We start from the raw sequence: 18,323 nt of genomic DNA on the forward strand, positions 1-18,323 counted from the left end.
TGCCGTTCGAGCTGTGTGCCTTTAGCCATCGTTCCCTCACCCAGCCGCGCGACGTGGATTCACGCGGCCTGCTCTACTGTATGCGGAGGCAGAGGAATCGCCGCCCGCGCCTCGACAATCGCAAGGCACTCCCGGTCGGCGCACGACCACAGGCCGTCGGAGAGATTCCGAAAGACCCCGAAGCCGAACGAGGCGCCGAATACACCGCACTCGGCGCAGACGTGCTCGCCCGGCGGCTCACGCTCTGCCTCGGCGGCCTTCCGCGCGGCCTCGCGGTCGCGCAGCTCGGCCTTCCATAGATCGGGACGGCGGCTCACGACGCACCTCCGGTCAGGCCTTGGCGCTGGTCGAGGCGGGCCATCAGCCGGCCGATGTCCGGACCGTGGCCGGTCGCGCGGAGCCGGGCGAGGTCCTCGTCCAGCTTCGCCCGCTGCGCCCGGGCGATCTCGGCCGGCGTCTCGGCGCGGCGCCGCTCGGGCTCGGTCTGCCGCATGCGCTTCAGGTGCGCCTCGGCCACCTTCGCGACCTCCGCGCGCTGCTCCGCCGTCGGCTCATCGTAGATCTCGGCCTCGAGCACGTGCCGGATGTGGAGGAGTTGCCGCTTGAGCGGGATCAGGCCCTCGCGCACCTCTTCGGCGAACTCGGCCGGGGAGGGCCGGAATCGCTTCGACCAGGGACGCAGCGCCTCGCCGGATCGGAAGCGCTCGGCCGCGGCGTGAATCGCGGCCAGCGGCAGCGCCTTCAGCGCCGACACGTACTCTGCGATCAGCACCTCGTTCTCGTCGTCGCCGCGGCCGCGCCCTTGCTCGAATCCCAGCAGCACCCGGGTCACGACTACGTCGACGTGTCGGGGATTCGAGGCCGCCGTCAGCTCGGCCCTAAGCCGCTCGGCGAGCGCGCAGAGCTGCTGCCGCTCGGTGGTCGAGACCGCCCTGTCCCGCCGCACGCAGTACCGCGTCGGAAGGACGGGATGCGCCTCCAGCCTGCCATGCAGTGCCGAGATCCTCTCCTCGGCTTGGGCCGGCGTCAGGGTCGTTCGCGTCGATGGCAGGCGGTTCGACATCGTAGGCTCCCGTCAGGGATTCGGCACGTTGGCGGATGAGGCGGGCGGCGAGGCCGGTAGGTGCGGGCTGAGCGGGGCGTCCGCGGTCCGGGCGCCGGCCAGTGGCTTCGCGCCGGGCCTGGAGGCGCCGCTCGACCCAGGTCGAGAAATCGGCCAGCTCGCGCCCATCGGCCTCCTCGATCAGGCCGAGCACCACCACAGCCTCGTCGTGGGCGATGCCCAGCCAGTGCCCGATCAGGCCGCGGGCCGAGTGCTCGGACCGACCGGTGTTGGCGCAGATCAGCGAGATGCCCCGGGTCATCAGCTCCCGGCGGAAGCTCCGGGTCTCGTCGCCATCGGCCGCGCCAGCGCCGCCAGCCTGCCCGACGACGTCGGCCGACCCGTCAGGGTCGGAACCGGGGGCTGGGGAGGGGTTAAGGGGTGGGGGTGGAGGTGCAGGAGGAGGGGGTGGACCATCCGGGGAGGGGACGGGGGGTAACGTGCCGTCTGCGGTGTCACGTGACTTCACGTGACGCGTCCGGCCCTGGCGGACCCGGTCGGAGGTCCGGCGCTTCTCGATCGCCTCGACGGCGACCTGCGCGCGCGCGAGCTCCATCGCGACACGCTGCAGCAGCTCGGGTTCGAGGCCGGCGCGGGCCAGATCGGCGATGAGGGTGGGATCGCCCATCGGCCTACTCCGCCGCCATGGGCATGGGGCCGGGCTCGTGGTCAGCCTCGGTGTAGTCCTCCCAGGACATGCGGCTGAGCTGCGTCGGGCCGCGGTGGGAGAGGTCCCAGACGAACCAGGCGTGGGCCATGTTCGAGGACGCCTTCGGGCCCTCCCAGCCGTCGCGATGCATCATCGGCAGGCGCTTGCGGAAGCAATACACCCGGGCCAGCGTGCCGGTGTCGAGGATGGAGCCGCGCGAGATGCTCTCGTAGAACGAGAACCGCAGCAGCATCATCACGCGCGGACAGAGCCGCACCGCCTTCTCCACGAAGGCGCGCGCGTCCTTGTAGGGCGGGTTCGTGACGATGCAGTCGATGCCCTCGGGCGCCGCGTCGACCTTCAGGAAGTCGAGGCCCGAGACCTGCCCCTTCCAGCCATACTCGACGAGGTCGGTGGCGAGCACGTCGTGCCCGCCGGCATACAGCTCGCGCACGATGGCGCCGGGCCCGCAGGCCGGCTCCCAGATCCGCTGCGGCATCCACTCGATCGCCATCAGCGCGCGCACGGCCACGGCCGGCGTCTCGTAGAGGTCGTTCCCGCGCTCCGAGAGCGCATGCGCCTTGTTCTCGCGGTGGCTCACGCTGCAGCCCTCCGCCGGAAGGCCGGGACCATCCGCGAGAGCACCAGCATCACGCCGCGATCCAGGCGCGGCGCCAGCTCCGTCCCATCCGGATGGAAGTCGCGCTGGCAGAGGCGCATGGATTCGGCCGCGTCGAGCGCGCCTGCATAGGTGCCGCGGAACAGCTCGCGGCCCGAGAAGATGAGCACCCATGTCATGCCGCCGCCCTCACGGCTTGCGGCTCCAGCGCCGTGACCTGGATCACCAGCTCGGGCGTCTCGCCGTAGAACTTGCGGACAAGGCCATCGACCACGGAGGCGTCATCGGCCCAGACGACGTGGTTCAGCGCGTCGATGACCTTGGCGATGTTGTCCCAGTCGGGCTTGGTCGTGGGCCGCAGGCGGCGCTCGATCGCATCCAGCCGCTTCCGCCTCGACCAGCTCGCCGGAATCGGCATGGTGGCGAAGATCCGGACCTCCAGCGGTCCGGTGAGGAGGGCGCGCCCGCGCATGACGGCGCCGGCCGCGAGGCGCAGGGCGCTCTCGTAGGCCTCGGTCTTCTGGTCGGGATGGGAGTGGATGCGCGCCACGCCTCCCCGATGGACGAGCTGCGCGCGGTGCCGGCCCTTCCCGCGAGGGGCACCCGGCAGGCGGATGATGACGGTCTCGGACACCGCGCGCCTCCAGGCTCAAGCGTCCGCGGGTTCGCGCGTGCGGCGCGACCGGGTCTCGCGGGTGGGCGGCTCCGGCAAGGGCGAGCGACCGGCCTCCTCGCCGTCGCCGTCACCATCCTCGTCGCCGTCCTCGGCCTCCGAATCCTCGTCGATCGGCAGGTCGGGCTGATCCTTGTCCGCGACCGCGTCGGCGCGCTGGCCGAAGAAGACGCTCGGCTCCGCCAGGACGAGGACCGCAGGCTTCGCGCCGTGCTCGGCCAGCTTCGTGATGTCGTCGACCGAGCCGGAAGCGCCGACCTCGAGCTTGAGGCCGTCCTTCACGGTCCACTTGCCGGTCGACACCACCAGGTGGTCGAAGCCCTGGTGCGCCACGACCTTGATGGCCTCGCGCACCGTCTTGGCGGCCACCTCATCGGCGCGCCCGATGATGGTCCGCTGCTCGTGCTCGGACATCTTGGTCCAGCACGGCATCTGCCGGCAGATGTTGTCGAGGATCCGGTCGCGGATGTCGCCGCGCAAGGTCTCGATGCCGAGCTCTACAGCGGCTTCGGCTTGCGCGACGGCGTCTGTTGTGGCTTCCATTGCTCTCTCCATGGATGGGCACCACGCCCATTCGGTTCAGACCGCCCGGCACCCGCTCCCACAGCAGGCCGGGCGGTTCTCGTTTCAGGGTCAGGGGTGCGGACGGCCGCCGAGCGGATCGGAGCTCGCCGCCACGGCGTCGCCAGTGTCGTTGCGGCCGCGCGGAACGCCGGGCCCGTTCGATAGCGGCAGCGCCAGAGACGCCGCCGTCGCCTGGACGCCTGAGCCTCCGAGGCGACCTTCGAGCGCCCGGAACTCGTCGCGCATCGCAGCGAGGATCCGCGCCTCGGCCTCACCGACGGCGCCCTCGACGCAGATCTTCACCCTGGTCTCGGCGCGCTCGACCTCGGTGCGGATGCCAGCCTCGGCGTCGGCGACCGTCTCCCGCACGGTCTGAAGGCGAGCGCGCAGGCCGCCTTCCAAGGCGAAGAGGTCGTCGCGGACCCCTTCGGTGAGGGACCGAACGAACGACCGGATCGCGGAGAGGGGATTGAGCGTGAGGCGCATGGTCAGGCCGCCCAGCTGTCACCGGGCAGATCAATCCGCGTCGGCTGCATCACCGCGCGGTTGATCGCCATGAAGGCCTCTTCGACCTTGGTGCGGCCGATGGCGTACCAGCGCGGGTCGAGAGTACCGGCGGGCATCGCAGCAAGCGCGTCGAGCCGGCGCAGGACGATCTCCTCCAGTTCCTTGTTCTCGTTCACCAGCGTCTTCATGACGTCGGTGATCGGCCGATAACCTGCGATCGAGGCCGAGGCGGTTCCTGCCTCGACGACCTCCTGATCCTCCGGCACCGTGTCACCGTCGGCGCCCTTGCCACGCATACCCATGCTCAGCTCCTGAAGGTGGCCGAGCGGCGCCGATCGCCGCCCGGAGGTGGCGGGTCAGCCGATGCGAGCGCGGATGCGTTCGGCCGCACGCAGGATGCGCAGACGCGGTCCGTGCAGCTGCTCGATGCGGTCGTTCAGCGCGTCCGTCAGGCTCGGAGGCTCGGCGCGCGTCGCCGTGCCGCCAGCGCCTTGGGGCTCGGAGCCAGCCAGCGTCTCGGCGATGCCTTCGATGACGCTCGCGGCCTCGTTGAGGCTCTCGTTGTGCTCGCTGAGGCTGCGCAGGGCCGCATAGAGCGACGGCATTTCGCGAGGTGCCGCCGGTGCCGCTCCCTGCAGCGACGCGTGCGATTTCTGATGATCGGCTCCGTAAACCATGGTCTCACTCCTCCTCGTTCGCGGCCCGCCACAGCGGCAGGTCCGTCAGATCACCCGCACCCGGCAGGCCCGGCACACGCGGGCGAGCATCCGGAACGACCAGTGCCGATGCGGCCGCCCGTCCTGGACGGCGCGGAGCTGCGCCCGCAGCCGGCGCGCCTCCCGGTGTGCGCGGATGAGCCGCCCGATCTCCCCGAAGAGCCGCATGGAGATCCTCCCGGAGCAGAGCGTTGGTGGCTTCTGCGGCGTCGGCCGCGGCCTCGATGTTCGAGCAGAGCCGCTCGTAAGCGGTCCGGATGTTGTGCAGGACGTGCCCGTCGAGGCCGGTGTCCTGGCGCCCCATGAACTTGCGGACCCAGGAGCCCGAGGCGCCGATCCGGCGCCCGACCGCGTCGTAGGCGGCCATCTTCGAGCCCATGCTCGACTGGGCGAGGCGGACGAGCGCCGACAGCTTCGGCAAGGTCTCGTCCCGAGCTTGAGATGCGGTCAGCATTGCTCGGTTCCGGTCAGTCTTTGTCCCCACAGCGCCATTCCTTCGCGACATCTTGCGGATGTCGCAGAGGAGCGCAGCGAATGCGGGAGGTTGACGGAGTACGCACGACACACAGCGCGACCGGCAGCTTGCAGGCGGAGACGGGCGCGCAGGAGAAGGGACGACCCGGCCGAGGGTCCGAGATTGCGATGGTCTCGGCCGGGTCGCTCGCTGGCGGGAGGCGTGAGCCTGCGACCGCTGCGATGGGTTGAGGCTATGCACAGTCGCGCAACAGCCAGTAGAGACGCCGATACCGTGCAACGGCTACTGTTCTCGCAACCGAGGGCAACGGAACCGGCGATGTGCACGGGCACCGACATCTCAGGCCGCCTTCCGGAAGAGGCGGCCAACCGCGCGGATGACGCGCTTCAGCGCGCCGGCATCGTTCGCCGCGGGCCGATGCTGCTCCGGCTGGCGAACGACAACCGCAAGCGGGAGGAGCAGGACGTCGCCGCCGGCGGCGCGGTGCGCGAGGTAGGCCTGCAGGTCCGCGTCCGCCGCCTGGCGGTCCAGCTCCTGCGCCGCCTCGTGCATCCCGAGCGCCAGCAGGGCGATGTCCGCGCTCCGGCCCGTCGCCGCTTCCGCGGGACGGCGGCGCTGGATCTGCTCCACCTCAAGGAATAGCCCCGAGGCGCCGAAGCGCAGGATCCGCGCGAGCTGCATCAGGCGATCGGCGGCGGTGAGGGCTTGCGGCATGGCAGTCGTCCGGAGGGAGACCGCCACCGAGGCCGCAGCCTCGACGCTGGCGACGGCAGGGGCACGCGGCGAAAGGCGAGGGGCGGCGCTCACCGGAGCGCTCCGCCGCAGACGATCAGCCCCGCGCCGACGACGAGGCCGACGTGGCTCGCACGGCGGACCAGACCGTCAGACGGACCACCCGAGATCAGGGCGCGCCCAGCGGTGCAGCTCAGGACGGACCACGCACCGAGGAAGAGGCATGCCGTACCCATCAGCGCCGGCCCTCCCCATCGGGGAGCAGGCGCGCGTGCTCGGTTGCCTCGTCGGCAGAGCAGAGGATGCCGTTCACGATCCGGCCGTCCTCGGTCACGGCCCGATACCGCACGGCGAACGGCTCACCCCACGCGCAGGGCCGGCCGGTAAGCGGCGCCCGCGACAGGGCGATGCCGTGAAAGCCGAGTTCGGTCAGGGTCGCCCGGGCGGCGATCGGGTCGGCCTCGCAGGCCACGAGCGCCAGCGGCAGCAGGGCCACCAGCGCGGGCCGGAGTATCCGGTGGACGCCCGGCCCGCGCGGCCTACCATCGGAAGTGCGAAGACCGATGGAGCTGAAGATGGTGGGAGATGGGCCAGAGAGCGCGCGGCTCGACGCGCTCGAAACCGCACTCGGCATGGTCATCACGCGGATGCGGAGAGATGAGGCGAACGCCATCGTCAGCGATCTCCGCAATCTGGCGAAGTCGAGCCGCAATGATCCGGAGATCGCTCTGGAGACGATTGCGGCCGTCGATCGGCTTGCGGGCCTACTTGGGCAGTGGGCGAGGCTTCCACCGCCGCTTCGTGAAGTCTGAACAGCCGCTGCACCTGAGACTGGCGGAGCACTCTCGTATGCGTGTCGATGTGATCGGCGCCCATCACGCGGCCGCTCCCTCGACCGGTGCGGCGGAGGGCGGGTTGTCGCGCATGTACGCTCGGATGCGCGACGCCTTCTCCAGTGTGACCGTGCTCCCGGCCTGGAGGCGACTGACCAGCTTACCGTCGTTGACGGCCTTCCGGCCGAACGTGCTTGCTGCCATCCGAGCTTCGCGGATGAAGCACTCGATCTCGCGGAGAAGCTGGCTGGTCTCGCTCATGGCAGGCGAGATAAAGGGCATTTGCCCATCACGTCAATGGGCATCTGCCATATTGGCGATGGGCAAGCCGGTGGGCAGTCTCCCACTATGATCGAGAACGCAGTACGTCGCCGCCTGGAAGGCGAGATGCAGGCGCAGGGCCGCGAGATGAAGGAACTGTCCTTGGCTGCTGGCCTGGGGGAGACTTACGTTCGCGACGCTCTGAAGCGCGGCCGCGGCAAGCTGGAGAACCTGTTCAAGGTCGCCGCCGAACTCGGCAAGTCCAGCGAATGGTTGCTCGGGACTGCCGAGCCCGGACCAGCCGCGACGAAGGGCGGCGGGCCCGTGACGATGAAGCCGAACGCTTCACGTCGCGAGCCTGCACCGTCCTATGGTCCGCCGTTGGACGTGCTCGGCGTGTCGCGAGGAGGCGACGATGGCAAGCTCGTCTATAACGGGCAGGTGATCGAGACGATTCCGCGCCCGCCGCAGCTGGAGAACGTCGACGAGGCCTACGCCACCTATGTCGTTGGCGACAGCATGCGGCCGCGCTTCAAGCCGGGCGAGAAGGTATGGGTGCATCCTCACCGGCCGCCGCGCCAAGGCGACGACGTCGTTGTTCAGCTTCATCCCGAGACCGAGGGAGAGGCGCCGGAGGGCTACATCAAGGAATTCCGCAAGTTCACGCCCACAAAACTGGTGCTCTGGCAGCATAACCCAGGCGAAGAGATCGAGATTAATCGCGGCCTAGTGAAGTCTGTGCACGTCATCGTTGGCTCGCTGTACATTTGAGATCGGCGCCGATCACTTCCAGTGATATGCTTTTACCGAGGCCGCCAGCAGCGTAGCAATCGTGGCATTTTAGTCGGCGGCCCAGATCGCCGAAGGTGACACAGCCCGCGTCCGACAGGTCCGCAAGTCGATCAGCATCTAAGTATCCCATATGGCCGCAGTCGTCGCATTGCACTCGGACAGATGGGGCAGAGGTAAGTGGTGTAGATAATCGAGGATCAACCGGCGTTCTTTTTGCCATCACCACGGAAGAGAGTCCTCCAAAAATTCAAGCGGTACGGAGCCGTTCTGGGCGAAGATCTCCGCATCCGCCCAGTCTCCTTCCTCGGGATCGCCGGTACGCGAAAACGCCACCGCGCCAGCCAATCCGCCGTGCAGCGTCTCCACGATCCGCTCCGCCTCTCGCCGTGAATGCACGCGTCGAGGCTCGCCGGGCGCGATGCGTCCGCGCCCGGCATCACAGAATGGCTGAACGACGAAATAGGTGAGGCTTGCCACGACCGACCTCCCGGGCTCCGTTCGCCTCAAGGTTGCACCTAAAGGAACAGAACGGGAACAAAGTTGCCCCGCCATCCCCAGATTTTCAGCTGCCCTGTGGACAACCTCCGATGGGCATTTTGGGGCGTTTGCCCATTTAATCGTTGACAGGGGGCATTTGCCCATTATCATCTGCCCATCGCCGCTCTCCGAGCCGATGGAGCCCCAGATGCTCACCGCCTACCTCGACAATCTCCAGCACGCCTCGGCCACGGTGGTGGTCGCGCACTGCCTGCTCGGCTCGCTGACCATCGGCCTCGCCCCGTTCGTGCCGGCGTTCATCGCCCAGCACGTGGCCGCCGTCCGGGGCGCCCGCTGATGGGCGGCCGGATCGTCAGCGACGCCGACCGTCGCATCGCCGAGCGCGTGAAGGCCGCTCGCCTCGCGGCCGGCATCAGCCAGACGCAGCTCGGGGAAGCCCTCGGGATCACCTTCCAGCAGATCCAGAAGTACGAGGCCGGCGCCAACCGCTGGTCGGGCGGCATGCTCCAGGGCGCCGCGCTGCGGATCGGCGTGCCGGTCGCCGGCTTCTTCGACGACGCGTCCGAGGCGGCCTGACCATGGCGCGCCTCGAACTCCCCGCCGGCTACCGGATCACCGGCTCCTCCGTCGGCTACGCCCTGCGCGGCCCCTACGGGCCCCTCGGCGACGACTTCGACTGCTGGGCCGAGGCCTGTTTCGCCGCTCAGGACCACGCCGATTCCCTCGCGCTGGAAGCCGCCGACGAGCTGGCCGCCATCGCGGACTTCGAAGCCGACCAGTATCGCGAGGCAGCATGAACGCCCAGCATCCCATCCGCGCCGCCTTCGGCCACCTGCCCAAGGTCGCCCCGCACCTCGTCGAGAGCGTCGCCGAGGATCAGCCCCTCGTTCGTCTGGCGCCGGGCATCGCGGTCCAGGCCGTGACCGAGCCGCTGCCCAGCGCTTCCGAGGCGCTCGGGCGCCTGGAATCCTCCCTCGCGATCCTCGACGCGATCAGCGAGTCCTCGCTCACGGCGGTCCACCACCTGGAGCGGGCCACCATCGCCGGCGCCGGACAGCGCGCCGATATGGGCCGCCTGGAGGACGTCGCCGCGAAGCTCGCCGCCGCGGCGCGCCGCGCCGAGGCCGCCCGCGCCCGCGTCGCCGACAAGCTGGCGGGTGCGCGATGAGCTGCGCCGTCCGCTCCGCCCCGGACCATCAGGCGTTCATCGCCCTAGTCGACCGCCACGCCGCCGCGTTCGGCGTGCCGAGCTACAGCGAGCTGGTCCGCGCCATCCACGCGCAGGACCAGCGCGCCGCCGAGCTCTACGCCGCCCTGCGCACCACCACCGAGCACGCCGCGGCAGCGCAGGTTTTGCTTTTGAACACCGGCTTGGACCAGCCGCGCGAGACGCTGGACCGCGTGCTCGAGGAGGCGCTGGAGCGCGCCACCGCCGGCACCATGGCCGGGAACATCGCGCTCTTCACTGCCGAGACCCGCGTCGACCTCGACGGGCGCGACGACGTCACCGTGCTCGCCGACGCGCGCACCCGGCTCCGGGCCGCCGGGAGGCGCCTGTGACCCTCGAATCCTTCTCACAGACCGAGGCCGTGATGACCCGTGCCGTTCTCCCCGCCGAGATGCGCGAGCCGCGCGCCGTAACGCCGGCGCACCGCGCCACCTTCCTCGGCATCCGCCCGCCGGTCCGCGCCTGCGAGAGCACCCTGCGCGGCCTCGCCGACGCCGATGGGACGGTGTTCGCGCTGGTCATCCCGGCCGGCTCCGCGAGCCTCGACCGCGAGCGGGCCGAGATGCTCGCCGCCGCCATCAACGCTGGGCTCGGCGTCGCCGGCCTACCCGTCACCGCGGAGGCGTGACGATGGCGCTGGACCTCGAACCCTACTGGCTCGTCCACGGCGCCGGCCCGGCGAACCACCGGCACGGGACCAAGGTGGCCGCCATCCGCGAGGCCGAGCGCCTCGCCCGCGAGAACCCGGGGCAGGCCTTCGTGGTGCTGGAGGCCGTCGAGGCGCTCCGCCTCGTCGAGTTCGAGCGCCTCACCTTCGGCGAGCCGTCCGAGGTCTCGCCCGGCCCGATGCCGGGCAGCCGCGCTCGTCGCTTCGACGACATCCCCTTCTGAGGAGCGCCCCATGGCCTTGCTCGCCCCCGACGCCCCCGCGCGCCCGTCCTCCGTGCGCATCCACGCCGACCTCTACCAGGGCACCGACGAGTGGATCGCCGCCCGCTGCGGGATGCTCACCGCCAGCGAGATGTCGCTGATCCTCACGCCGACCCTCAAGGCGGCCAAGAACGAGAAGGAGCGGGCTCACCTGTACGAGCTGCTCGCCCAGCGGATCACCAAGTTCGTCGAGCCCCGGTACGTCAGCGACGACATGCTGCGCGGCCGGGACGACGAGATCGAGGCGCTCACCCTCTACGCGCGACACTACGCCGAGACCGAGACCGTCGGCTTCATCACCAACGACCGGTGGGGCTTCACGCTCGGCTACTCGCCGGACGCGCTGGTCGGCACCGACGGCCTCGTCGAGTGCAAGTCGCGCCGGCAGAAGTACCAGGTCCAGACCTTCCTCGAGCACGTGCCCGAGGGCGCGATCCCGGCCGATTACGTCCTCCAGATCCAGACCGGGCTCCTCGTGTCCGAGCGGCTCTGGTGTGACCTCGTCTCGTATTCCGGCGGCCTGCCGCTCGCGGTGATCCGCGCCTACCCGGACGAGACGATCCAGGCCGCGATCATCTCCGCCGCTGGCGACTTCGAGCAGCGCCTCCGGGACGCGATGGGCCGCTACCACGACGCCGTCGCCTCCGCCGGAGCCATCCCGACCCAGCGCGTCGAACGGGAGATCATGGCGTGATCGACATCTCGCAGACGGTCGCGCCCAAGAGCGACCAGCTCAACGCCGACGACCTGATCGGCGGCCCGCGCACCATCACGGTGACCGGCGTCGTCAAGAAGGACGGCGACCAGCCGATTTCCATCCACTTCGAGGGCGATGGCGGCAAGCCGTACAAGCCCGGCAAGTCGATGCGGCGCGTGCTCCTGCAGCTCTGGGGCAGCGACGGCAACGCCTATGCCGGCCGGCGGATGACGCTCTACCGAGACAACGCCGTGCAGTTCGGCGGCGTGGCGGTCGGTGGCATCCGGATCAGCCACATGTCCGGCATCCCGGGCGCCGTGACGTTGCCGCTCACCGTCGCCAAGGCTGTGCGCCGTCCGTTCACGGTCAGGCCGCTCGCCGAGGAGCGCGCGGCCGACAACCAGACGGCCCCGAAGCGGACCCTCCCCGATGTCGCGCGCGAGAAGGCGCGTGCGGGCCGGGACGCGTTCGAGGCGTGGCACCGGCAGCTCAAGCAGCACCACGTCGCGGCGCTCGCTCAGATGGAGGGCGAACTCGACCGGCTGATAAACGAGGCCGACACGCGGGACGATGGGCCGCCGCTCGAAGACGACCGCGGCTTCCCGGGCTTCGCGCCGGCAGACGAGCAGGCCGCCTGATGTGCTGGCCGAGCTTCTTCACCGGGCTGGCCGTGGGTCTCGCCCTGGCCGGGGCCGCCTGGGCGCTCGTGTCCTCGTACCGCGCCCTCAAGGCCGAGGATGCCGCGCGCACAGCGTCCTCTCACGATCAACCGAGCAGCGGACAGGAGAAAGTCTGACGTGACCGAGCCTCGTGACCGGCTGCCCGAAGGCTGCGAATGCCGCCTGGACTTCTACCTAACCTCCGACTCCAACGGGATGGAGATCAAGGTCGGGATCGGCGGTTTGCCGATCATCCCATCCTTCAAGGACCAGGCGCCCGACGCGCTGAAGCTCATCGCGTCGCTCGGCGCCGCCGTCGAACCGCTGGCCAACCTTGCGCAGGATTGGCGGTTCATGACCCGCGCTGAGATCGCAGATTACAAGTCCCGGGAAGAGGAGGACGCCTGATATGGCGCCCATCTTCTGTGCCGACTGCGGCACCGAATGCGCCCTCGTCGACGGCCGCGATGTCGACGCGCGCGACCCCGAGATTGTCGACGTGTGGGTCTGGGCCTGCCCGGTGTGCCCGGCATCGTGGGCGCATCAGGACAAGGCCGGCGGCTGCGTCGGGCTCCCGGCCGGACTGGCGACGGTGAACGCTCGCGCGCTGCTCCGCCTGCAGGTGGTGGTGCCTCTCGTCCGGCAGGCGCCGCCGAACGAGCAGGTCCTGGCCGCATCCCGCGTCCGCGCCTTCCTCGCCGACCATCTGGAGCTGGCCGACCAGGAGGGGCTTCTCGCGCACCTCAACCTCGACCAGCTCCGCCAGGCTTGGCGCGTCCTTCACGCGGCGACCTACGACGACGTGCGGATCTGGGCCCAGCGGCACCGTGGCACGAAGCGGCGCGCCCCGGCGAGCGGCGAAGGGGTGGCGGCATGAACGCGCCCACACCGATCCTCCGCGGTTCGCGGCAGCACGACCTCTTCGCGCTGACGGCCGAGCGCCTGGTCTACGACGACGCCGTCGAGATGACCCTCGCCTCGCTCCAGGCCTACGGCCCGCAGCACGAGCACTGGGCCATGGCGTGGTCCGGCGGGAAGGACTCGACCGCGACGCTGACCCTGATCGTCCACCTGATCGAGGCCGGCCGGCTCGCGCCGCCGAAGACGCTGACCGTCTACTATGCCGACACCCGCCAGGAGCTGACGCCGCTCGCGATCGCCGCGGCCGACGTCATGGCGCGGCTCGCCCGCTTCCCGTGGATCCGGCTGCGGGTCGTCACCGCGCCGCTCGACCGCCGATTCCTCGTCTACATCCTCGGCCGGGGCGTCCCGCCGCCGAACAACAACACGCTCCGCTGGTGCACCCGGCAGATCAAGATCGACCCCATGGCGGCCGCGATCGAGGCCGACCTCGCCGGCCTGCCCGAGACCGACACGGTTCTGACGATCACCGGCGTCCGCCAGGGCGAGAGCGCGATCCGCGACCGGCGGATCGAGATGAGCTGCTCGAAGGACGGCGCCGAGTGCGGCCAGGGCTGGTATCAGCAGGTCCTCCCCGACATGAAGGGCGTCCGCGGGCGCCTCGCGACCCTCGCGCCGATCCTGCACTGGCGGGTCTGCAACGTCTGGGACTGGCTGCGGGTCTACGCGCCGATGCGCGCCTACGGCGGCTGGGCGACCGCGATGCTGGCCGACGCCTACGGTGGCGACGAGGCCGAGGAGGCGAACGCGCGCACCGGCTGCGTCGGCTGCCCGCTGGCCGCCCGGGACAAGGCGCTAGAGGCGGTCGTCGCACTGCCGGCCTGGTCGTACCTCGCCCCGCTGCTCGGCCTGCGCCCGATCTACCGGGAGTTGCGGCTCGCCCGGAACCGGCTGCGCCAGCCCGGTGGCGAGACCCGCAAGGACGGGACGCTGGTGCCGAACCAGCAGCGCATGGGCCCGATCACCCTGCCGGCGCGCCTCGACGCGCTCGACCGGATCCTCGCCATCCAGGCCGCCTGCAACGCCGAGGCTGACCGGCTCGGCCGGCCGCTCGTCGACTTGCTGAACGCCGAGGAGGAGGCGCGCATCCGCGAGCTGATCGCCGCCGGCACGTGGCCGCAGCGCTGGACGGGCGACGAGCCGACCGCGGACGTGCCGCTCGATGCCGTCTTCTCAGACGGGTCCGTCCAGCCACTCCTCATCACCGACCACCCAGCCCTCACGCCCGCGGAGTAGCAGCATGGCCGAGTCCAGCACCATCACGCGCGAGGGTGGGCGGTCAGGCCGTCAGCTCAAGCTTCGCGCCTTGGATGGTGACGTATTTGAAGGCGCCTTGCTTGAGGCATCGAAGCCGAACAACTCCATCCGGCTCCTGATGACTGCTCAGAACTATCAATGCCTCGCCGTCGTCGATCCGACGCACGCGGCTGCCCGTCCGCACCTGCCAAAGATTTTTCGCGTCGATCATTTCGACCCTCCGCGACGTCCCCCCACCACGCAAGCACCCCTTTTGCAATCGGGCGCCGATAACGTGTTTTCAGTGAGCACCTTAGCGCCCGACCGCCAAACCGACTACTAACAGATGTGAGTAGGACAATGGCCGTACACAGTACTGATGGTCACGAACTCGTGTTCCCGAAGGCGCTGACGCCCGAGGTTCGGGACGTCCTAAGCATCATGTGCTTCGAGGCTGCACCGATCGCGCGCGCCTTCCGCGAGTCCGGGCGCGCCGAAATCAAGACGCGGGCCGAGGACGAGCAGGCCTTCGTGCTGCACTGGCTCCTCACGATCGCGCTGGAGCATGGGGCCGAGTGGCGGAAGCATGCCAGCGAGGCACTCGCGCCCGTGATTGCCGAGGCCAAGGCCGCGATCGCCGCCCGGAAGGAGGCCCTCGCGCCGGGAGGCGCCCGTGGCTGAGAACAGCAAGATCGAGTGGACCCACCACACGATGAACTTCTGGCTCGGCTGCACGGCGCTGAGCCCCGCGTGCGACCACTGCTATGCCGAGGGCTGGGCGAAGCGCACTGGCAACGCAGCCCTGTGGCAGGGGGAGCGCCGCCGCACCAGCGCCACGCTATGGCGCCAGCCGGCGAAATGGGACGCCGCGTGCGCCGCCGCCGGCATCCGGCAGCGGGTGTTCACCAACTCGCTAGCCGACTTCTTCGACAACCAGGTCCCGGCCGAGTGGCGGCATGACGCCTGGGAGGTGATCGCGGCCGCTCGGCACCTCGACTGGATGGTGCTGACGAAGCGCCCGGAGAACATCGCGAAGATGCTTCCGGTGATGGACAGCTCGGTGCCCGGCTACCGGCCGTGGAACGAGCGCTGGCCATGGCGGAACGTCTGGCTCGGCACGACGATCGAGGACCGGGCGCGGCTGCATCGCCTCGACAAACTGCGCGCGGCCCCCGCCGCGATCCGCTTCCTGTCGATCGAGCCACTGCTCCAGGACCTCGGCGAGCTGGATCTGTCCGGCATCCACCTCGTGATCGTCGGCGGCGAGAGCGGGCCGCGCGCCCGCCCGCTGAACCCCGCCTGGGCCCGGTCCCTGCGCGACCAGTGCGCAGCGCAGGGCTCGGCGTTCTTCCTGAAGCAATGGGGCGAGTGGGCAGACATGGCCGCCGCCCGGATCGCAGCGGACGGGCCGGTTATGTCCCGTGCCGGCATCGTGATGGACTGGATGGACCGGGCCGTCACCTTTGAAGACGGCAGCTCGGCTCGGCTTCGCGGCCACACCTTCACCGGGCACGGGACCGATCTCGTCTTCCGCGTCGGCAAGAAGGCGGCCGGTCGCCTCCTCGACGGCGTCGAGCACAACGGATTCCCAGAGGTGCGGCCGTGAACCTCTATGCGAACGTGACGCCGAGTCGATCGGGCTTCCGCCAAGTCACACGGACATCGCGGATCTCGCCGCTGTGCCCGACTATCAGCGTGAACGACTCGGGGAGTCCAAGCGCGTGGGCAACTTTCAGCGAGACGCCCGAAGCGGATCGATCAATTACAGTGCAGGACACCCGCCTTCCATCATCGCCAAGGATATGTGCTGCAACATTCTCTGCCGAATGCAGATTTTCGCGTCGATCGCAGCTCACTTTCCCCCTCCATAAATCCGCGCCGCGATCAGACTGTCACGTCAATGATCTGTCTAATCATCTCAGTTGCGCTCTGTTGGGCGGGCGAGGCCATTCTTTGCGTGATAGCAACGGGCACACTTTGCTTGTCGCCGAGTGGCAATCCCACGCGGAAAGCTTGCAACTGCGCGGCCCGCACCATCGCGAAATAGCTATTCGTAGAGACGGTCACCATCTATCCCTCCCGCCATCAATCTATATTGAATTTACGCGGATTAAAAATGAATTAAAAATTCGCGTATACAATCCATCCGCCCTATCTATGCTCGTCTTTATGGCAGCAGCCTGCCGACCGGGAGCTGGTGCGATCAAGGTGCCGGCTCCCCCCGACCGACGCGCTCAACATCGCGGGGCGACATGACCTGCTACGTCGATCAGCCCATCTTCCCGTTCGGCCGGATGGTTATGTGCCACCTCTGGGCCGACAGCCTCGGCGAACTGCTAGCGATGGTGGACCGCATCGGCGTCGACCGGAAGTGGATCCAGGGCCACCCGGATCTCTCGTTCGGGAAGCACCGCAACGCCTCATGGGTCCACTTCGACATCGCGAAGGGCAAGCGCGCCCTGGCGATCCAGGCTGGCGCGCTGGAAACCGACAGGTACGGGGCCAGCTACTTCGACGCGCAGCAGCGCGGTCGCACGAAGATGGTCTCCGACATCGAGGCGATCCGGGCCAAGGCCGGGAAGCCGGTCGACGGCATTATCCGACCGGCCGAGGAGCTGATGCTGGAGGGTCCGCGCTGATGCCCCGAGAGCAGTTGGCCAGCGCCGCCGACCTGGTACGTGAATTCGGCTTCACCGAACGGCACTGGATCCGTCAGGCTGCGGCCGGGCGAATCCCCGGTGCTCGACAGCCGTTCGGTCCGCGGTCATCGTGGGTCTTCGACCTGCGTGCCGTGCGTCAGTGGTGGGATGCTTCGACGAGGACGGTGCCAGAATGGCCGACATCTACCTCCGCGGTAAGACGTGGTGGGGCCGGGTCCAGAAGAACGGCCAGGACATCCGCGAATCCCTCGGAACACGATCTGAAAGCGTTGCTCGCCAACGTCTTGCGATCTGGCTCTCCGACCTCGAAGCCCAAGCGTGGGGCGGGAAGCCGCGGCTGAACCTGAACGCTGTCATCGCGTCCTTCATCACCGATCACGGGCCGTCCCTGCGCCCGAGCACGCTCCGCCGGTACGGCGTGTCGATCAACTGGCTGAACGAGCACTTCAAGGGCAGCCTGCTCTTGGAGCTGCGGGCGAAGGACCTGAAGGAGTTTGAGACTGCGCGGCGCACGGCCGGCGCCTCGGCTCCGACAGTCCGGCGCGACCTCGCCTGCCTGTCGACGATCTTCGGCTTCGCGATCGAGAACGAGTGGGCCGACCTCAACCCGGTGATCCCGTTCCTCAAGCAGCGGGCGAAGCGCGGGCTGCGGGAGGCGCCGCCGCGGACCCGGTACCTCAACCGGGCGGAGGAAGGGAGGCTGCTGGAGTCAGCGGTGCCCTACGTCCGTGACGCAATTCTGTTCGCGATCTACACCGGCCTGCGCCAGGAGGAGCAGTTTTCGCTCACGTGGCCGCAGATCGACCTCGCGCGGAAGCAGCTCACCGTCTCGGCCGAGACCGCCAAGGGCAAGCGCGAGCGCACGGTGATCCTGCTGAAGCCGGCGCTCAAGGTGCTCGCCCGGATGCCGCGGCATCTGACCAGCCCCTACGTCTTCCATCACGGCGCGGCGACGACGAAGCGCGGCGCCGCCCGAGCGTCGGCGGCAGCGCGACCGGAGCGCAACGACGGCGAGCGGTTCAACCACCTGGACCGCGGGCTCCGGAACGCCGCCGGCCGCGCGAAGGTGAGGGACCTGCGCTGGCACGACCTGCGCCGGACCCACGGCTGCCGGCTGCTCCAGGAGGAGAAGTGGACGATGGAGATGGTGCGCGACCAACTCGGCCACCGCAGCGTCGTCCAGACGGAGCGCGCCTATGCGTTTCTCGAGGTTGAGGCCCGGCGCGCGGCGGCGCATGGTGCCGGCACAAATCCCGGCACAGGTGAGGGCGGGGCATTCCCGCAGGAGATCGACGCCGCGACCGGCTTGCCGATCGTTGCACAAAAGCCGGCACAGGGGCAGCGGACTGATCTAGAAAAGCGAAGTCGTGCAAGACGTTAATACTTGGGGGTATTGGCTTTTGGTACCGCCATTCCCAGGTTCGAATCCTGGCGCCCCAGCCAAGCCTCCGCTAAGTCATTGATCTGATTGCATTCGGCTCTCGGCCGCTTCGGCGGTCCTGCCGATTGTACGCAGAGATGTTGCACGCGCTTGTCCACAGGGGCAGGCCGTTGACGATTTGTTCTAACGT

The 18,323-nt window shown here is 69.2% G+C and carries 37 protein-coding genes; 20 read left to right on the forward strand and 17 right to left on the reverse strand.

All coding sequences use genetic code 11. The features are described 5' to 3' along the window. Positions 1-59 precede the first annotated feature (59 nt). The 14 genes from ACLBYG_RS07950 to ACLBYG_RS08015 all read right to left on the reverse strand — a co-directional run bounded on the left by ACLBYG_RS07950 (position 60) and on the right by ACLBYG_RS08015 (position 6,533). Positions 60-317, reverse strand: coding sequence for a hypothetical protein (locus ACLBYG_RS07950; RefSeq protein WP_447681115.1), 258 nt, complete (start codon positions 315-317; stop codon positions 60-62). Continuing rightward, a complete protein-coding gene (locus ACLBYG_RS07955; protein WP_447681116.1) occupies positions 314-946 on the reverse strand; it encodes a hypothetical protein in 633 nt (210 codons plus the stop codon). Before ACLBYG_RS07955 ends, ACLBYG_RS07950 begins: the two co-directional genes overlap by 4 nt. Next, complete coding sequence (locus tag ACLBYG_RS07960; protein WP_447681117.1) at positions 879-1,730, reverse strand: hypothetical protein; 852 nt, start codon at positions 1,728-1,730, stop codon at positions 879-881. The genes ACLBYG_RS07955 and ACLBYG_RS07960 overlap by 68 nt, the downstream gene beginning before the upstream one ends. A 4-nt stretch (positions 1,731-1,734) precedes the next feature. Beyond that, positions 1,735-2,352: a class I SAM-dependent methyltransferase gene (locus tag ACLBYG_RS07965; protein ID WP_447681118.1), complete on the reverse strand. Its 618-nt coding sequence runs from the start codon at positions 2,350-2,352 to the stop codon at positions 1,735-1,737. Continuing rightward, positions 2,349-2,549 (reverse strand): hypothetical protein, encoded by a 201-nt coding sequence (locus tag ACLBYG_RS07970; RefSeq protein ID WP_447681119.1) that lies wholly within the window; start codon positions 2,547-2,549, stop codon positions 2,349-2,351. The genes ACLBYG_RS07965 and ACLBYG_RS07970 overlap by 4 nt, the downstream gene beginning before the upstream one ends. Further along, complete coding sequence (locus ACLBYG_RS07975; RefSeq protein WP_447681120.1) at positions 2,546-3,004, reverse strand: RusA family crossover junction endodeoxyribonuclease; 459 nt, start codon at positions 3,002-3,004, stop codon at positions 2,546-2,548. Before ACLBYG_RS07975 ends, ACLBYG_RS07970 begins: the two co-directional genes overlap by 4 nt. Before the next feature lie 15 nt (positions 3,005-3,019). Then, entirely contained in the window at positions 3,020-3,586 is a 567-nt protein-coding gene (locus tag ACLBYG_RS07980; protein ID WP_447681121.1) for a hypothetical protein, read from the reverse strand. Between the two features lie 90 nt (positions 3,587-3,676). Next, positions 3,677-4,093, reverse strand: a complete 417-nt coding sequence (locus ACLBYG_RS07985) for a hypothetical protein (RefSeq protein ID WP_447681122.1) — start codon at positions 4,091-4,093, stop codon at positions 3,677-3,679. A gap of 2 nt (positions 4,094-4,095) precedes the next feature. Beyond that, positions 4,096-4,416, reverse strand: a complete 321-nt coding sequence (locus ACLBYG_RS07990) for an Acb2/Tad1 domain-containing protein (protein ID WP_447681123.1) — start codon at positions 4,414-4,416, stop codon at positions 4,096-4,098. A gap of 54 nt (positions 4,417-4,470) precedes the next feature. Continuing rightward, the gene (locus ACLBYG_RS07995; RefSeq protein ID WP_447681124.1) at positions 4,471-4,791 is read right to left on the reverse strand and encodes a hypothetical protein; all 321 of its coding nucleotides are present in this window, start codon (positions 4,789-4,791) and stop codon (positions 4,471-4,473) included. 4 nt (positions 4,792-4,795) lie between these two features. Next, the gene (locus ACLBYG_RS08000) at positions 4,796-5,284 is read right to left on the reverse strand and encodes a hypothetical protein (protein WP_447681125.1); all 489 of its coding nucleotides are present in this window, start codon (positions 5,282-5,284) and stop codon (positions 4,796-4,798) included. Positions 5,285-5,644: 360 nt separating this feature from the next. After that, positions 5,645-6,112, reverse strand: a complete 468-nt coding sequence (locus tag ACLBYG_RS08005; protein WP_447681126.1) for a hypothetical protein — start codon at positions 6,110-6,112, stop codon at positions 5,645-5,647. Further along, the gene (locus ACLBYG_RS08010) at positions 6,109-6,273 is read right to left on the reverse strand and encodes a hypothetical protein (RefSeq protein WP_447681127.1); all 165 of its coding nucleotides are present in this window, start codon (positions 6,271-6,273) and stop codon (positions 6,109-6,111) included. The genes ACLBYG_RS08005 and ACLBYG_RS08010 overlap by 4 nt, the downstream gene beginning before the upstream one ends. Continuing rightward, positions 6,273-6,533, reverse strand: a complete 261-nt coding sequence (locus ACLBYG_RS08015) for a hypothetical protein (RefSeq protein ID WP_447681128.1) — start codon at positions 6,531-6,533, stop codon at positions 6,273-6,275. The genes ACLBYG_RS08010 and ACLBYG_RS08015 overlap by 1 nt, the downstream gene beginning before the upstream one ends. Before the next feature lie 67 nt (positions 6,534-6,600). Between ACLBYG_RS08015 and ACLBYG_RS08020 the strand changes: the two genes are divergently transcribed. After that, complete coding sequence (locus tag ACLBYG_RS08020) at positions 6,601-6,849, forward strand: hypothetical protein (protein WP_441009445.1); 249 nt, start codon at positions 6,601-6,603, stop codon at positions 6,847-6,849. 63 nt (positions 6,850-6,912) lie between these two features. Here the strand turns inward: ACLBYG_RS08020 and ACLBYG_RS08025 are convergent, their stop codons facing one another. After that, complete coding sequence (locus ACLBYG_RS08025; protein ID WP_447681129.1) at positions 6,913-7,131, reverse strand: hypothetical protein; 219 nt, start codon at positions 7,129-7,131, stop codon at positions 6,913-6,915. Positions 7,132-7,218: 87 nt separating this feature from the next. Here ACLBYG_RS08025 and ACLBYG_RS08030 point away from each other — a divergent pair, with 87 nt between their 5' ends. Continuing rightward, positions 7,219-7,902: a S24 family peptidase gene (locus tag ACLBYG_RS08030; RefSeq protein ID WP_447681130.1), complete on the forward strand. Its 684-nt coding sequence runs from the start codon at positions 7,219-7,221 to the stop codon at positions 7,900-7,902. 240 nt (positions 7,903-8,142) lie between these two features. Here ACLBYG_RS08030 and ACLBYG_RS08035 read toward each other — a convergent pair whose 3' ends face one another. Continuing rightward, on the reverse strand, positions 8,143-8,400 hold the full coding sequence (locus tag ACLBYG_RS08035) for a hypothetical protein (protein ID WP_447681131.1): 258 nt from the start codon (positions 8,398-8,400) through the stop codon (positions 8,143-8,145). A gap of 208 nt (positions 8,401-8,608) precedes the next feature. Here ACLBYG_RS08035 and ACLBYG_RS08040 point away from each other — a divergent pair, with 208 nt between their 5' ends. From ACLBYG_RS08040 to ACLBYG_RS08115, 16 genes are read left to right on the forward strand one after another with little or no spacing between them, the layout of a single operon-like run. Next, positions 8,609-8,758 carry a hypothetical protein gene (locus ACLBYG_RS08040; RefSeq protein WP_175556276.1) on the forward strand — a complete coding sequence of 50 codons (150 nt, stop codon included), beginning with the start codon at positions 8,609-8,611 and terminating at the stop codon, positions 8,756-8,758. Then, the gene (locus ACLBYG_RS08045; RefSeq protein WP_447681132.1) at positions 8,758-8,997 is read left to right on the forward strand and encodes a helix-turn-helix domain-containing protein; all 240 of its coding nucleotides are present in this window, start codon (positions 8,758-8,760) and stop codon (positions 8,995-8,997) included. Before ACLBYG_RS08040 ends, ACLBYG_RS08045 begins: the two co-directional genes overlap by 1 nt. A 2-nt stretch (positions 8,998-8,999) precedes the next feature. Continuing rightward, positions 9,000-9,218: a hypothetical protein gene (locus ACLBYG_RS08050; protein WP_447681133.1), complete on the forward strand. Its 219-nt coding sequence runs from the start codon at positions 9,000-9,002 to the stop codon at positions 9,216-9,218. Continuing rightward, positions 9,215-9,589, forward strand: a complete 375-nt coding sequence (locus ACLBYG_RS08055) for a hypothetical protein (protein WP_447681134.1) — start codon at positions 9,215-9,217, stop codon at positions 9,587-9,589. Before ACLBYG_RS08050 ends, ACLBYG_RS08055 begins: the two co-directional genes overlap by 4 nt. Further along, positions 9,586-9,981 (forward strand): hypothetical protein, encoded by a 396-nt coding sequence (locus ACLBYG_RS08060; protein ID WP_024828614.1) that lies wholly within the window; start codon positions 9,586-9,588, stop codon positions 9,979-9,981. Before ACLBYG_RS08055 ends, ACLBYG_RS08060 begins: the two co-directional genes overlap by 4 nt. After that, on the forward strand, positions 9,978-10,277 hold the full coding sequence (locus ACLBYG_RS08065) for a hypothetical protein (protein ID WP_447681135.1): 300 nt from the start codon (positions 9,978-9,980) through the stop codon (positions 10,275-10,277). The genes ACLBYG_RS08060 and ACLBYG_RS08065 overlap by 4 nt, the downstream gene beginning before the upstream one ends. A 2-nt stretch (positions 10,278-10,279) precedes the next feature. Next, entirely contained in the window at positions 10,280-10,540 is a 261-nt protein-coding gene (locus tag ACLBYG_RS08070; protein ID WP_447681136.1) for a hypothetical protein, read from the forward strand. A gap of 10 nt (positions 10,541-10,550) precedes the next feature. Then, complete coding sequence (locus tag ACLBYG_RS08075; protein ID WP_447681137.1) at positions 10,551-11,273, forward strand: YqaJ viral recombinase family protein; 723 nt, start codon at positions 10,551-10,553, stop codon at positions 11,271-11,273. Then, the gene (locus ACLBYG_RS08080; protein ID WP_447681138.1) at positions 11,270-11,914 is read left to right on the forward strand and encodes a hypothetical protein; all 645 of its coding nucleotides are present in this window, start codon (positions 11,270-11,272) and stop codon (positions 11,912-11,914) included. The genes ACLBYG_RS08075 and ACLBYG_RS08080 overlap by 4 nt, the downstream gene beginning before the upstream one ends. Next, entirely contained in the window at positions 11,914-12,072 is a 159-nt protein-coding gene (locus ACLBYG_RS08085) for a hypothetical protein (RefSeq protein WP_447681139.1), read from the forward strand. Before ACLBYG_RS08080 ends, ACLBYG_RS08085 begins: the two co-directional genes overlap by 1 nt. 1 nt (position 12,073) lies before the next feature. Next, on the forward strand, positions 12,074-12,343 hold the full coding sequence (locus ACLBYG_RS08090; protein WP_447681140.1) for a hypothetical protein: 270 nt from the start codon (positions 12,074-12,076) through the stop codon (positions 12,341-12,343). A 1-nt stretch (position 12,344) separates the two neighbouring features. Next, entirely contained in the window at positions 12,345-12,812 is a 468-nt protein-coding gene (locus tag ACLBYG_RS08095; protein WP_447681141.1) for a hypothetical protein, read from the forward strand. Continuing rightward, on the forward strand, positions 12,809-14,092 hold the full coding sequence (locus tag ACLBYG_RS08100) for a phosphoadenosine phosphosulfate reductase domain-containing protein (RefSeq protein ID WP_447681142.1): 1,284 nt from the start codon (positions 12,809-12,811) through the stop codon (positions 14,090-14,092). Before ACLBYG_RS08095 ends, ACLBYG_RS08100 begins: the two co-directional genes overlap by 4 nt. 4 nt (positions 14,093-14,096) lie before the next feature. Continuing rightward, positions 14,097-14,435: a hypothetical protein gene (locus tag ACLBYG_RS08105; RefSeq protein WP_447681143.1), complete on the forward strand. Its 339-nt coding sequence runs from the start codon at positions 14,097-14,099 to the stop codon at positions 14,433-14,435. A 17-nt stretch (positions 14,436-14,452) separates the two neighbouring features. Then, a complete protein-coding gene (locus ACLBYG_RS08110; protein ID WP_447681144.1) occupies positions 14,453-14,773 on the forward strand; it encodes a hypothetical protein in 321 nt (106 codons plus the stop codon). Beyond that, complete coding sequence (locus ACLBYG_RS08115) at positions 14,766-15,698, forward strand: phage Gp37/Gp68 family protein (protein ID WP_447681145.1); 933 nt, start codon at positions 14,766-14,768, stop codon at positions 15,696-15,698. Before ACLBYG_RS08110 ends, ACLBYG_RS08115 begins: the two co-directional genes overlap by 8 nt. Before the next feature lie 278 nt (positions 15,699-15,976). Here the strand turns inward: ACLBYG_RS08115 and ACLBYG_RS08120 are convergent, their stop codons facing one another. Continuing rightward, a complete protein-coding gene (locus tag ACLBYG_RS08120) occupies positions 15,977-16,162 on the reverse strand; it encodes a hypothetical protein (protein WP_447681146.1) in 186 nt (61 codons plus the stop codon). Positions 16,163-16,344: 182 nt separating this feature from the next. On the opposite strand from ACLBYG_RS08120, the gene ACLBYG_RS08125 reads away from it, so the two are divergent. Together ACLBYG_RS08125 and ACLBYG_RS08130 are read left to right on the forward strand one after the other, a co-directional pair. Further along, positions 16,345-16,731 carry a DUF4031 domain-containing protein gene (locus ACLBYG_RS08125; protein WP_447681147.1) on the forward strand — a complete coding sequence of 129 codons (387 nt, stop codon included), beginning with the start codon at positions 16,345-16,347 and terminating at the stop codon, positions 16,729-16,731. A 193-nt stretch (positions 16,732-16,924) separates the two neighbouring features. Beyond that, positions 16,925-18,133, forward strand: a complete 1,209-nt coding sequence (locus tag ACLBYG_RS08130; protein ID WP_447681148.1) for a tyrosine-type recombinase/integrase — start codon at positions 16,925-16,927, stop codon at positions 18,131-18,133. Positions 18,134-18,323: the final 190 nt, after the last annotated feature.

The sequence above is a fragment of the Methylobacterium sp. D53M genome (assembly GCF_053345625.1).